2 pseudogenes are annotated in these 14,708 nt (G+C 76.0%); both read right to left on the bottom strand.

The annotated features are described in order from the left end of the window. Positions 1-51: 51 nt before the first annotated feature. Positions 52-6,297 (bottom strand): annotated as a pseudogene (locus ACR807_RS22490) (type I polyketide synthase); the annotation flags it as partial. 295 nt (positions 6,298-6,592) lie between these two features. Further along, positions 6,593-14,677 (bottom strand): annotated as a pseudogene (locus tag ACR807_RS22485) (SDR family NAD(P)-dependent oxidoreductase); the annotation flags it as partial. Positions 14,678-14,708 lie beyond the last annotated feature (31 nt).

Genomic DNA, 14,708 nt, shown 5'->3' with positions numbered 1-14,708 from the left:
GGCCGGGGAACGGCCCCGCGGAGGTGCTCGGGAACCTGCACGCGACGAGCCTCAGCGGCCCGGCGGCGGCGGGAAGTAGCCGCTGCGCACGAAGAACCCCAGGTAGGTGTCCAGCAGCTCGCGGGTCACCCGCGGGCAGCCGACGGAGGTGCCCGCCAGCGCCGCGTCGAGCTTCTTGGTGTCGATGTCGGGGTAGCCGCCGCCCACCGCGAACGCGGTCTCGAACACGTCGAGCAGCGGGGTGAGCGCGTTCGCCGGGTCGCGGCGGACCAGCCGCACCCACTCCTCCCTCGGCAGCTCGGCGATGTCGTAGCCCGACTCCCGCAGCCGGTCGACGACCTGGCCGAAGGTCAGCGCGTCCTCGTTGGACACGTTGTAGGTCTCGCCGACGCTCTCCGGCCTGCCGAGCAGCGCGACGACCGCGCGGCTGACGAAGTCCACGGGCGTGGGGTGGAAGGCGAGGGCGGCGCCGGCCGGTGCCGCCCCGGCCTGGAGCATCCCGCGGACGCTCAGCCAGACGAAGTCCTGCGTCTGGCAGGTGCCGCGCTCGTGGTCGCCGGAGACCGAGTCCACCCGGTACACCGAGACCGGGACGCCGCGCTCCCTGGCCAGCTCGATCATCCCCTCCGCGACCCACTTGGACCGGCGGTAGCCGTTGGACAGGGCCTCCGGCGGGCCGATGGGGTCCGACTCGGTGACGGGCGCGCCGCCGGGCAGCTGGCCGTAGACGCCGGTGGACGACACGTAGTGCACCGGCACCGTGCGGTGCCGGGCGGCCAGCCGGAGGACCTCCTCGGTGCCGCGCACGTTGACCGGCTTCAGCTCCGGGTACGGGTAGATCCAGTTGACGTTCGCGCCCGCGTGCACCACCACGTCCGCGGTGCGGGCCAGCTCGTCGAAGACGCCCTCGGCGAGGCCCAGGCCCGGTCGGCCGAGGTCGCCGCGGACGACGCGGACCCGGTCGTCCAGCTCGACGCCGGTGTCGTACTGGACGACCGCCCGGCGCAGCCGGTCCTCGGCCTCCCGGTCGTCGGCGCCGCGCACCAGGCAGTGCACCCGGGCCCCGGTGTGCCGCAGCAGGTCGCGCAGCAGGAACGACCCGAGGAAACCGGTCGCCCCGGTGAGCAGCACGTGCCGGGGGTCGGCGGTGCGGTGCGGCGACGTCGCCGCGGTGATGTCCGGCGCCAGGACGACCTCGCCCGCGAAGTCGACGCCCGCGGTGTCCGCCGCCGGCTCGCCGAGCAGGTCGGCGAGCAGCCGCTCGACCAGGGCGTCCGGCGTGCGGTGGTCGAACACCGCGGTGGCCGGGAGCTGCACGGGCACCGCCTTGGCCAGGCGGTTGCGCAGGTCCACGGCGGTCAGCGAGTCGAAGCCCGCCTCCTGGAACACCTGGTCGGCGGTCAGTCGCTCGTCCCGGCCCAGCACCGCCGTGGCGTGGTCCAGCACGACGTCGCGCAGCAGGGCGCGGCGGTCGGCGTCGCCCAGCGCGGACAGCCGGTCCAGCAGCGCGCCACCGCCGACCACCCCCGCCGCGGCCGACCCCGGCCTGACCCGGGTGCGGGTCAGGCCGCGCATCAGCACGGGCTGCGCGGGGTGGGTGCGGGTGGCGGACAGGTCCACCGGCATGCCGATCACCGCGGGTTCCGGCTGCGCGGCGGCGGCGTCCAGCACGGCCATGCCCAGCTCGACGGGGAGCAGCAGCAGACCTTCCTTGGCCATGCGCTGGAGGTGCACCTCGGTCAGGTGCCCGGTCATGGCGCTGGTGCCCTCCCACAGGCCCCAGGCCACGGACACCGCGGGCAGGCCCCGCGCGGCGCGGCGCGCGGCCAGGGCGTCCATGAAGCTGTTGGCCGCGGCGTAGTTCGCCTGCCCCGGCGTCCCCATCACGCCGCTCACCGAGGAGAACAGCACGAACGCGGACAGGTCCAGGTGCTCGGTCAGCTCGTGCAGGTGCCAGGCGGCGTCCACCTTGGGCCGCAGCACCGCGTCCAGGTCGTCGGCGGTCAGCGAGGTGAGCAGGCCGTCCGCCAGCACGCCCGCGGTGTGCACGACGGCGGTCAGCGGGTGGGCGTCCGGGACGCCGGCCAGCAGGTCGCGCACGGCCTCCCGCCGGTCGACGTCGCAGGCGGCCACGGTGACCCGGGCGCCGGCGGCCTCCAGTTCGGCGACCAGCTCGGCGGCGCCCGTCGCCGCCGGGCCGCGCCGACCGGCCAGCAGCAGGTGCCGGACCCCGTGCCGGGTGACCAGGTGCCGGGCCACGGTCGCGCCCAGCGCGCCCGTGCCGCCGGTGATGAGCACGGTGCCGTCCGACCGCCAGGTGGCGGCCGGGGAGGCCGGCAGCGGCAGTCGGGCCATCCGGGGCACCAGCACGCGGTCGGCCCGCAGCGCGAACTGGGGTTCGCCGACGGCCAGGGCGGCGGCGAGCACCCGGTCGACGTCCGGTTCGCGGCCGGGCTCGGTGTCCACCAGCACGACCCGGTCCGGGTGTTCGGACTGCGCGGACCGCACCAGCCCGCACAGCGCCGCACCCGCGAGGTCCGCCTCCTCGCCGGGGGCGGTGGCGACCGCGCCCTCGGTGAGCACGACCAGCCTGGTGCCGGCGAGCCCCGGTTCCGCCAGCAGGTCGCGCAGTTCGACCAGGGCGCGGTGGAGCACGGCGTGGGCGGACCCGACCGGGTCGTCCGGCGACCCGGCGGGGTACGGGCCGACGAGCAGCACCTCCGGCGGGTCGTCGAGGGCGCCGGGGTCCGTCGCCCGCGCCCAGCCGGGCCGCCGGGCCGGGGTGGGCAGCGCGGTGGGCACCCAGGTCACCCGGAACACCGCGTCGCGCTCCGGCCCGCGGGCCGCGGTGGCCGGCGCGGTGCCGATCTCGTCGACGGTGAGCACGGGCTGCCCGGCGGGGTCGGTGGCCCGCAGCGCCCACGCGTGCTCACCGGTCGCGGTGAGGCGCACCCGCAGGCCGGACGCGACGGACGCGTGCAGCCGGACGCCCCGCCAGCGGCGCGGCACCAGCGCGCCCCCGCCGGGTCGCGGGCGCAGCGCGGCGTGCAGGAGCAGCGGGTGGACGGCGAACCCGGCGACCGCGCCGAGGTGCTCGGCGGGCAGGGCCAGCTCCGCGAACAGCTCGTCCCCGCGGCGCAGCACGGCGGTCACGCCCAGCGCGGCCGACTCCGCGTCGACCTCCTCGGCGACCGCGCCGGCCGGTGGCCAGTCGGCGTCGGGCGGTTCGGCCAGCGCCACCTGCCTGGCCAGCGTGCCGTCGGCCACCAGCACCCACGCGCCGTCCACGGTGTCCTCGCGGGCGTGGACGGTGAACCGGCGCTCGCCGAGCTCCCCCGGCGGTTCCACGGCCAGCCGCACCCCGGTGGCGGACCGCGCGGCCGGCCGGATCGGGCTGTGCAGGACGAGGTCCCGGACCACGTCGCAGTCGGTCTGGTCGGCGGCGTGCAGGGCCAGGTCGGCCACGACCGCGTCGGCCACGTCGGGCACGTCGGCCAGCCACGGGTGCGCGGAGGTGGACAGCCGCCCGGTGAACAGCACCCCGGCCCCGTCCGGGTGCTGCGCGAGCGAGCCGAGCAGCGCGTGCCCGGCCGGGACGAGGCCGAGGTCGCCCGCCTCGGCCGGGGACCCGGCCGGCAGCCAGTACCGGCGTCGCTGGAACGGGTAGGTGGGCAGGTCCACCGCGGCCGCGGAACCGCCGAACACCGCGGACCAGTCCGGGGTGGCGCCGGCCTCGTACAGGCTGCCCAGCGCGCCCAAGGCGGTGCGCGGCTCGTCCTGGTCGGGCCGCAGCGCCGGCACCACCAGGTGCCGGTCGCGCGGCGAGTCGTCCAGGACGCGCTGGGCCTGCGCGGACAGCGTGCCGTCCGGGCCGAGTTCGACCAGCGCCGTCACGCCCGCCGCGTCCAGCGCGGTCACCGCGTCCAGGAACCGGACGGCGTGCCGGGCGTGCCGGACCCAGTAGTCCGGGTCGGCCATGTCGTCCTCGACCGGGCGGCCGGTCACCGTGGACAGGATCGGGATGTCCGGTTCGCCGAAGGACAGCGTGCCGAGCACCTCGCGGAACCTGTCCAGCACCGGCGTCATCAGCGGCGAGTGGAACGCGTGGCTCACCCGCAGCGCCTTGGTCCGACGTCCCTGGGCGGCGAACCGGACCGCCGCCGCCTCGACGGCCTCCCGGTTGCCGGACAGGACGACCGAGCGGGGTCCGTTGACCGCCGCGAGGCCCACCTCGTCGTCCAGCAGGGGCAACACTTCGTCCTCGGTGGCCTCGACGGCGATCATCGCGCCACCCTCCGGCAGGGCCGCCATCAACCTGCCCCGTGCCGTGACCAGTCGCGCCGCGTCCTTGAGGGAGAAGACACCGGCGACGTGCGCCGCCGCGATCTCGCCCACCGAGTGCCCGACCAACCAGTCCGGCCTGAGCCCCCAGGACTCGTAGAGCCGGAACAACGCCGTCTGCACCACGAACAACCCGGCCTGCGCGTAATCCGTGCGGTCCAACAACTCCGGGCGCCCGGCCAACACCTCCCGCACCGACGGGGACACACCGTCCTCCACCGCGTCCAACGCCGCGTCCCACGCCGCCGCGAACACCGGGTACGCCGCGTACAACCCCTGCCCCATGCCGACCCGCTGCCCGCCCTGACCCGAGAACAGGTAGGCCAAGCCGCCGGGACGCGCAGACACGCCCTCACCGCTCTCGGCGAACTCCTCCAGCCCCGCCACCAACTCCTCCCGATCCGCACCGACCACAGCGGCCCGCAACGGGAACGCCGTGCGCGTCGTGGCCAGGGAGAAACCGACATCCACCGGCGGCACGTCCGGACGCTCACGCAGGAACGCGGCGATCCGCTCCGCCTGCGCCCGCAACGCCGGTGCGGTCCGCGCGGACAGCACCAGGGGCGTCACCGCGATGGACGGCGCGCTCCGCTCCTCCGCCGGTTCCACCTCCTGTTCGACGATCACGTGGGCGTTGGTGCCGCTGATCCCGAACGACGACACCCCCGCCCGACGAGGACGACCCACCTCAGGCCACGGCCGCGACTCCGACAACAACCGCACCGCACCCGACTCCCAATCCACCTCCGAACTCGGCCGATCCACGTGCAACGTCCTCGGCAACACACCGTGCCGCATCGCCTGCACCACCTTGATCACACCCGCCACACCCGCCGCGGCCTGCGTATGACCGAAATTCGACTTCACCGACCCCAACCACAACGGACCACCACCGGAACGCCGCCCATAAGTCGCCAACAACGCCTGCGCCTCAATCGGATCACCCAACGTCGTACCCGTCCCGTGACCCTCCACCAAGTCCACGTCCTCCGGGCGCAGCCCCGAGGCGGCCAGCGCCTGGTTGATCACCCGCTCCTGCGCGGGGCCGTTGGGCGCGGTCATGCCGTTGCTCGCGCCGTCCTGGTTCACCGCGCTGCCCCGGATCACCGCCAGCACCGGGTGGCCGAGCCGGCGCGCGTCGGACAGCCGGGCCAGCAGCAGCAGGCCCACGCCCTCCGACCAGCCGGTGCCGTCGGCGGTGTCGGCGAAGGACTTGCACCGGCCGTCCGGGGCCAGGTTGCCCTGCGCGCTGAACTCCAGCCAGCCGTCCAGGCTGCCGGTGACGGAGGCCCCGCCGGCCAGCGCGAGGGAGCACTCCCCGCTCCGCAGCGCCTGCGCCGCCAGGTGCATCGCCACCAACGACGACGAGCACGCGGTGTCGACGGTGACCGCCGGCCCCTCCAGCCCGAGGGTGTAGGCGATGCGGCCGGAGGCGACGCTGCCGATCACGCCGGTCGCCAGGTAGCCGGCGTACTCCTCCTGGTCCAGGGACTGGTTGTAGGTCTGGGCGGCGATACCGGTGAACACACCGGTCTTGGTGCCGCTCAACGAGCGCGGGTCGATGCCGGCGTGCTCCACCGCCTCCCAGGCGACCTCCAGCAGCAGGCGGTGCTGCGGGTCCATGACGGTGGCCTCGCGGGGCGAGATCCGGAAGAAGTCGGCGTCGAACTCGGCCGCGTCGTGCAGGAAGCCGCCGTGCCTGGTGTAGGTCTTGCCGGGCTTGCCGGGCTGCGGGTCGTACCGCCCGGCGACGTCCCAGCCCCGGTCGGCGGGGAACTCGGTGATCGCGTCCCGTTCGTCCGCCACCAGCCGCCACAGCTGCTCGGGCCCGGCGACCCCGCCGGGGAACCGGCAGCCCATGCCGATGATCGCGATCGGCTCGCGTTGCGCGCTCTCCAGTTCGGACAGGCGTTCACGGGTGCGCCGCAGGTCCGCGGTCACCCACTTGAGGTACTCGACGGCCTTGTTGTCGTCGGACACCGGCTCGTCCTCCTTCGGGCTGGCTTGGTCAGCGGGTCGCTCGGCCGAGCTGGTTGTCGATGAAGTCGAAGATCTCCTCGGTCGAGGCGGTCGCCAGCTCACCGGGCACGGCCCGCTCGCCGGTCAGCGCCGTGAGCAGGTCCCGCAGCCGGTCGGCGATGGCGACGCGGTCGTCCGGGTCCAGGTCGGCCCGGGTGAGCCGGCCCTCCCACTCGTCGAGCCCGGTCCGCAGCCCGGTCAGCGGGTCGTCGTCCGGCACGAGCAGCGTCCGCAGGTGCGCGGCGACCGCTCGGGGCGTGGGGTGGTCGAACACGGTGGTGGCGGGCAGCCGCACGCCGGTGCGGGCACCGAGCAGGTTGCGCAGCTCCACCGCAGTCACCGAGTCGAAGCCGAGGTCCTGGAACGGGAAGTCCGGGTCGACGTCGGCGATCCCGTCGTGGTCCAGCACGGCCGCCACGTGCTCCCGCACCAGGTCGAGCACCAGTTCCTGCTGCTCGGCCGGCGGCAGCCCGGTGAGGCGGTCCGCCAGGGTCGCCGGGTCCGCCGGGTCCGGCGGGGTGGCCGCCGGGTCCGGTCCGGGCGCGGGGGTGTCGCGCCGGGCGCTCCGGGGCGCGGAGCCGTCCGCCGGCACCGGCGTCCCGTCGACGTCCAGCCAGAACCGCCGTCCCCGGAAGGCGTAGGTGGGCAGCGGGACCGCGACGGCGTCCTCCCCGAAGACCGCGCGCCAGCGCGGGGCGACCCCGGCGGAGTGCAGCGCGCCCAGGGCGGTGAGCGCGGTGCGCGCCTCGTCCTTGCCGGCGCGCAGCGCGGCGGTGAGCACGTGGTCGCCGCCGTCGAGGACGCGTTCCGCCTGCGTGGCCAGCACGGTGTCCGGGCCGATCTCCAGGAACTTCGTGCCGCCCGCGACGTCCACCGCGCGCACCGCGTCGGCGAAGCGGACGGTGTCCCGGACGTGCCGGACCCAGTACTCCGGGTCGGACATGTCGCCGTCGACCGGCTGCCCGGTCACCGTGGACAGGATCGGGATGGCCGGTTTCCCGAAGGACAGCGTGCCGAGCACCTCGCGGAACTCGTCCAGCACCGGCGTCATGAGCGGCGAGTGGAACGCGTGGCTCACCCGCAGCCGCTTCACCCGGCGGCCGGTGAACCGACCGGCGACGGCCGACACCCGCTCCTCGCTGCCGGACAGGACGACCGAGCGGGGTCCGTTGACCGCCGCGAGCCCCACCTCGTCGTCCAGCAGGGGCAACACTTCGTCCTCGGTGGCCTCGACGGCGATCATCGCGCCACCCTCCGGCAGGGCCGCCATCAACCTGCCCCGTACCGCGACCAGTCGCGCCGCGTCCTTGAGGGAGAAGACACCGGCGACGTGCGCCGCCGCGATCTCCCCCACCGAATGACCCACCAACCAGTCCGGCCTGAGCCCCCACGACTCGTAGAGCCGGAACAACGCCGTCTGCACCACGAACAACCCGGCCTGCGCGTAATCCGTGCGGTCCAACAACTCCGGGCGCCCGGCCAACACCTCCCGCACCGACGGGGACACACCGTCCTCCACCGCGTCCAACGCCGCGTCCCACGCCGCCGCGAACACCGGGTACGCCGCGTACAACCCCTGCCCCATCCCGACCCGCTGACCACCCTGACCCGAGAACAGGTAGGCCAGACCACCGGGGCGCGGGGTGGTCGGGGTGATGTCGGCGAGGCGGTCCGCCAGCTCGTCGACGTCCTCGCCGACCACGAACGCCCGCCGGTCGAACGGGGTGCGCGTGGTGGCCAGCGACCAGCCGGTGTCCGCCGGTCGCCGGTCCGGGTGCCGACGCGCGTGCTCCGCCAACCGGGCGGCCTGGGCGCGCAGCGCGTCGTCGTCGCGGGCCGACAGCACCCACAGCACCGGACCGCGCCGCTCCTCGGCGGTCGTGGTGGTGGGCGCGGGCTCGTCCGGCGCCTGCTCCAGGATGAGGTGCGCGTTGGTGCCGCTGATCCCGAAGGCGGAGACGCCGGCCCGGCGCGGGCGGCCCGTCTCGGGCCACTCGCGGTTCTCGGTGAGCAGGGCGACCTCGCCGGTGCCCCAGTCGACCTGCGGGGTGGGCTCGTCCGCGTGCAGGGTCTTGGGCAGCACGCCGTGCCGCATGGCCTGCACCACCTTGATGACGCCCGCGACCCCGGCCGCGGCCTGGGTGTGGCCGATGTTGGACTTGACCGCGCCCAGCCACAGCGGGCGGTCGGCGGGGCGCTGCCCGTAGGTGGCCAGCAGCGCCTGCGCCTCGATCGGGTCGCCGAGCGTGGTGCCGGTGCCGTGCGCCTCCACCGCGTCCACGTCCTCCGGCCGCAGCCCGGCGACGGCCAGCGCCTGGCTGATCACCCGCTCCTGCGCGGGACCGTTGGGCGCGGTCAGGCCGTTGCTCGCGCCGTCCTGGTTCACCGCGCTGCCCCGGATCACCGCCAGCACCGGGTGGCCGTTGCGCCGCGCGTCGGACAGCCGCTCCAGCAGCAGGAACCCGACGCCCTCGGCGAACCCGGTCCCGTCCGCACCGGCGCCGAACGCCTTGCACCGGCCGTCCGGGGACAGCCCGCGCTGCCGGCTGAACCCGGTGAACAGGCCGGGCGTGCCCATGACGGTGGCGCCGCCGGCGATGGCCAGCCCGCACTCCCCCGCGCGCAGGGACTGCGCCGCCACGTGCATCGCGGTCAGCGAGGAGGAGCACGCGGTGTCCAGCGTCAGGGCCGGGCCCTCCAGCCCGAGCGCGTAGGCGATGCGGCCGGAGGCGATGCTGGCGGCCCCGCCGGTGAGGAAGTGGGTCTCGTGCTGGTCGGCGATCACGTCCGACCGGGGGCCGTACTCCTGCCGGATCAGGCCGACGAACACGCCCGTGCGGCTGCCGCGCAGGTCGGCGGGGTCGAGGCCGCCCGCCTCCAGCACCTCCCAGGCCGACTCCAGGAGCACCCGCTGCTGCGGGTCCATGATCGCCGCCTCGCGGGGGCTGATGCCGAAGAAGTCGCTGTCGAAGGTGGCGGCGTCGTGCAGGAAGCCGCCGGTGCGGGCGTAGGTGCTGCGCGGGCGTTCGCCGGTGGGGTCGTACAGGCCGTCGACGTCCCAGCCCCGGTCGGTGGGGAACTCGCCGATGGCGTCGACCCCCTCGACCACCAGCCGCCACAGGTCGTCCGGGTTGCGCACGCCGCCGGGGTAGCGGCAGGCCATGCCCACGATGGCGATGGGTTCGTCCGCGGCGGCCACCGCCGTCACCGGTGCCGCGGCGGCCCGCCCGCCCAGCAGGGCGGTGCGCAGGTGGTCGGCCAGGGCCACCGGGGTCGGGTAGTCGAAGGCGAGCGTGGCGCGCAGGCGCAGGCCGGTGGCCCCGTTGAGGCGGTTGCGCAGCTCGACGGCGGTCAGCGAGTCGAAGCCCAGCTCCCCGAACGCCTGGTCGGCCCGGATGGCCGCCGGGTCGGCGTGGCCGAGGACCGTGCCGACGTGCTCGGTGACCACGCGGAGCAGCAGGTCGCGCTGCTCCGCCTCGGGCAGCCGGGCGATCCGCTCGGCCAGGGCGCTCCCGCCGGGTCCGCGCCCCGCGGCGGTCCGCCGGGTGGTGCCGCGCACCAGGCCGCGCAGCAGGGCGGGCACGTCCGGCCGGGCCCGGAGCGCGACGAGGTCCACCGGCACGGCCGCGAGCGCGGGCACGTCGCCCGGCAGCGCCGCGTCGAGCATGGTCATGCCCTGCGCGGCGGTGACGGGCCGCAGGCCGTCCCTGGCCATCCGGGCGTGGTCGGCCGCCGACAGGGCCTCGACCATCCCCTCGGCGACGTCCCACAGCCCCCACGCCAGCGACAGGCCGGGCAGCCCCAGGCCGGCGCGGTGCTCGGCGAGGGCGTCCAGGAAGGAGTTGGCGGCGGCGTAGTTGGCCATGCCGGGGTTGCCCATCGCGCCGGCCGTCGAGGAGTACAGCACGAAGGCGGCCAGGTCGTGGCCCTCCGTCAGCTCGTGCAGGTGCCAGGCGGCGTCGGCCTTGGTCCGGAGGACGCCGGTCAGCTGGTCCTCGGTCATCGCGGTGACCAGCGCGTTGTCGCCCACGCCCGCGACGTGCACGACCGCCGTGAGGGGGTGCTCGGCGGGGATGCCCGCCAGCAGCCCGGCCACGGCCCGCCGGTCGGTGACGTCGCAGGAGGCCACGGTGACCTCCGCGCCGAGCGCCGTCAGCTCCGCCACCAGCTCCGCCGCGCCGGGTGCGGCGGCACCGCGGCGGCTGGTCAGCAGCAGGTGCCCGACGCCGTGCCCGGTCACCAGGTGGCGGGCCGTGATGGCGCCCAGCGCCCCGGTGCCGCCGGTCACCAGCACGGTGCCGGTCGGGTCGAGGGTCCGGCGGGCGTCCCGGTCGGCGGGCGGGCCCTGCGCGACCAGCCTGGGGACGAGCACGGCGCCCTCCCGCACGGCCACCTGCGGCTCGTCCAGCGCCAGGGCGGTGGCCACCGCGTCGGCCAGCTCCACGGTCGCGCCCGGCGCGGTGTCCACCAGGACCAGGCGGTCGGGGTGCTCGGTGCGCGCGGTGCGCACCAGGCCCGCGACGGCGGCGGCGGCCGGGTCCACGGCCTCCCCGGGTCGCACGGCCGCGGCGCGCTCGGTGCGCACCACGACGAGCCCGTCCCCGGCGAGCAGTTCCCGCAGCGCCGCCAGGGTCTCGCGGGTCGCGGCGTGGGCGGCGGTCAGCGGGTTGCCGGTGGTGTCAGGGGTGAGCACGGTGTGCCCGCCGATCGGCGCGGTGCTCACGGGCACCGGGGACCAGGTCGTCCGGAACAGCGACGGGTGGGCGGACGCCGCGCTGGGCGCGGTCAGCCGGTCCGCCGTCACGGGGCGCGTGGTCAGCGCCTCCACCGTGCACACCGGGGCGCCGGTCGGGTCCGCGACGTGCAGCCGCACGCCGTCCGCGCCCCGCGGGGTCAGCCGGACGCGCAGCGCGGTGGCGCCGGTGGCGTGCAGCCGGGCGCCCGACCAGGCGAAGGCCAGCGCGGCCTGCCCGGCACCCAGGTTGTCGTGCGCGTACAGGTGCAGCGCGGCGTCGAGCAGCGCGGGGTGGATGCCGAAGCCCTCGGTGGGCGCGGCGGGCAGCTCCAGTTCGGCGTACAGCTCCTCGCCCCGCCGCCAGCCGGCGACCAGGCACCGGAACAGCGGGCCGTAGTCCAGGCCGTGGTCGGCGAGGTCCGGGTAGACCGCGCCGACGTCGAGGGGTTCGGCCCCCGGCGGCGGCCAGGCCGCGAGGTCGTCGTCGGGTGGGGCGGTGCCGGGGCCGAGCACCGCGGTGGCGTGCCGCGTCCACGGGGTGTCCGGGACGTCCGGTCGCGAGTGGACGGTCAGCGACCAGCCGTCGTCGTCGCCGGGGGTGGCCACGAGCTGGAGCTGGAGCGCGCCGTCCACGGGCAGCACCAGGGGCGATTCGGTGATCAGCTCCTCCACGGCCGGTGAGCCGAGCTGGTCGCCGACGTGGAGGGCCAGGTCGATCAGCGCCGAGCCGGGCAGGACCACCCCGCCGAGCACGGTGTGGTCGGCCAGCCAGGGCTGGGACGCCGGGCTGATCCGGCCGGTGAACACCGCGCCGTCGCCCTCGGCGGGCCGCAGCACGCCGCTGAGCAGCGGGTGCCCGGCGGGTGCGAGGCCCAGGTCGGCGGGGTCGGCGGGCCGGGTGCCGGTGAGCCAGTGGCGCTGCCGCTGGAAGGCGTAGGTGGGCAGCTCCACGGTGGTCGCCGGGCCGAGCAGCGCCGACCAGTCCGGGGTGACGCCGCGGGTGTGCGCCCGGCCGACGGCGGTGAGCCACTGGCGCTGGTCGCCGTGGTCGCGGCGCAGGGTGCCCAGCGCGGCCACCGGGGCGTCCGCCAGGGTGTCCTCGATGGCGGCCACCAACACCGGGTGGGCGCTCACCTCGATGAACACCGCGGGTCCGAGCGCGTCGGCGACGGCCCGGGTGGTGTCGGCGAACAGCACGGGCCGCCGCAGGTTGCGGTACCAGTACCCGGCGTCCAGCCCGGCCGTGTCGGTGAGCGCGCCGGTCACCGTGGAGTACAGCGGCACCCCGCCCGAGCGGGGGGTGATCCCCGCCAACTGCTCCAGCAGCCGCGTCTCGACCGACTCGACCTGCGAGCTGTGGGAGGCGTAGTCCACGGCCAGCAGCCGGTGCCGGGTGCCGCGCTCGGCGCACCGCGCGGCGAGCACGGCGAGGTCGTCGGGCGCCCCGGCCACCACGACCGAGGTCGGCCCGTTGACGACCGCGACCTCGGCCAGTCCCCCGGCCAGTTCGGCGGCCTCCGCCGGGGAGAGGGCCAGGGACAGCATGCCGCCCTTGCCGCTGAGGTCCTCGGCGATGGCCTTGGCGCGCAGGGCGACCACGCGGGCGGCGTCGGCGAGCGACAGGCCGCCGGCCACGACGGCCGCCGCGATCTCGCCCTGCGAATGACCCACCACCGCCGACGGCTCCACACCCACCGAACGCCACAACGCCGCCAACGCCACCATCACCGCGAACGACACCGGCTGCACCACATCCACCCGGTCCAACCCCGGCGCACCCGGCACACACCGCACCACATCCACCACAGACCAACCCACGAAGGACGACAACGCCGCATCACACTCGACCAACGCGTCCCGGAACACCGGCAACCCCAACAACCCCGCCGCCATCCCCACCCACTGCGCCCCCTGACCCGGGAACACGAACACCACGTCGGGGTCCGCGCCCACGGTCCGCGCGGTGTCCTCGGCGGTCACCGCGCGGAGCCTGCCGATCAGCTCCGCGGTGTCCCGGCCGACCACCGCCGCGCGCACCCCGAGGTGGGCGCGGGTGGTGGCGAGGGAGTGGGCGACGTCGGCCGGGTGCTCGCCCGGGCGGCCCGCCAGGTGCTCGGCGAGCTTGGCGACCTGGGCGAGCACCGCCTCCCCGGTCCGCCCGGACACCACCCACGGCACGAGGTCGGGCAGGTCGCGGGGGCCGACCGGGTCCGGTTCGGGCGCCTGCTCGACGACCACGTGCGCGTTGGTGCCGCTGATGCCGAACGACGACACCCCGGCCCGACGCGGCCGACCCACCTCCGGCCACGGCCGCGACCCGGTCAGCAGCTCCACGCCGCCGGCCGACCAGTCCACCCGGCGGGTCGGCTCGTCCACGTGCAGCGTGCCGGGCAGCACGCCGTGGCGCATGGCCTGCACCACCTTGATCACCCCGGCCACGCCCGCCGCCGCCTGGGTGTGCCCGAGGTTGGACTTCACCGACCCGAGCCACAGCGGGCGGTCGGCGGGCCGACCGCGACCGTAGGTCGCCAACAACGCCTGCGCCTCGATCGGATCACCCAACGGCGTACCCGTACCGTGCGCCTCCACCACGTCCACATCGGACACCGACAACCCCGCCGACGCCAACGCACCCAGGATCACCCGCTGCTGCGACGGCCCGTTCGGCGCGGTGAGGCCGTTGCTGGCGCCGTCCTGGTTGACCGCGCTGCCCCGGACCACGGCCAGGACGCGCCGCCCGTTGCGCCGGGCGTCCGACAGCCGCTCCAGCGCGAGCAGGCCGACGCCCTCCGACCAGCCGGTGCCGTCCGCCGCGTCCGCGAACGCCTTGCACCGCCCGTCCGGGGCCAGTCCCCGCTGCCTGCTGAACTCCAGGAACACCGTCGGGGTGGCCATGACGGTGACGCCGCCGGCCAGCGCCAGGTCGCACTCCCCGGCGCGCAGCGCCTGCGCGGCCAGGTGGAGGGCCACCAGCGACGACGAGCACGCCGTGTCGACGGTGACCGCCGGCCCCTCCAGCCCGAGGGTGTAGGCGACCCGCCCGGAGACCACGCTCCCGGCGGTGCCGGCGGCCAACAGGCCCTCGACCTCCGGCGGTGCCTGGCCCGCGGGCGGCGCGTAGTCCTGGTACATGGCGCCGGCGAAGACACCGGTGCGGCTGCCGCGCAGGCCGCTCGGGTCGATCCCGGCGTGCTCCAGCGCCTCCCACGAGGTCTCCAGGAGCAGGCGGTGCTGCGGGTCCACGGCCTGCGCCTCGCGCGGCGAGATGCCGAAGAACCCGGCGTCGAACTCGCCGGCCCGGTAGAGGAAGCCGCCGTTGCGGGTGTAGGTGCTGCCGGTGCGGTCCGGGTCCGGGTGGTGGATGCGGTCGGTGTCCCAGCCGCGGTCCGCGGGGAACTCGCCGATGGCGTCCCGGCCGTCGCGCACCAGCTCCCACAGCTCGTCCGGTGAGCCGACGTCGCCGGGGTACCGGCACGCCATGCCCACGATCGCGATGGGTTCCCTGGCCTGCTCCTCCAGCTCGCGCAGCCGGCCCTGGGCCTGCCTGGTGTCGGAGATCGCCTTCTTCAGGTACTCGCGGAGCTTCGCCTCGGTGGACTTCGCCTCGGTGGAC

The organism is Saccharothrix sabaoui (assembly GCF_051756985.1).
Lineage (GTDB): Bacteria > Actinomycetota > Actinomycetes > Mycobacteriales > Pseudonocardiaceae > Actinosynnema.
Note: the sequence above shows the minus strand (reverse complement) of the source record. Positions and strands in the feature narration are given on the sequence as shown.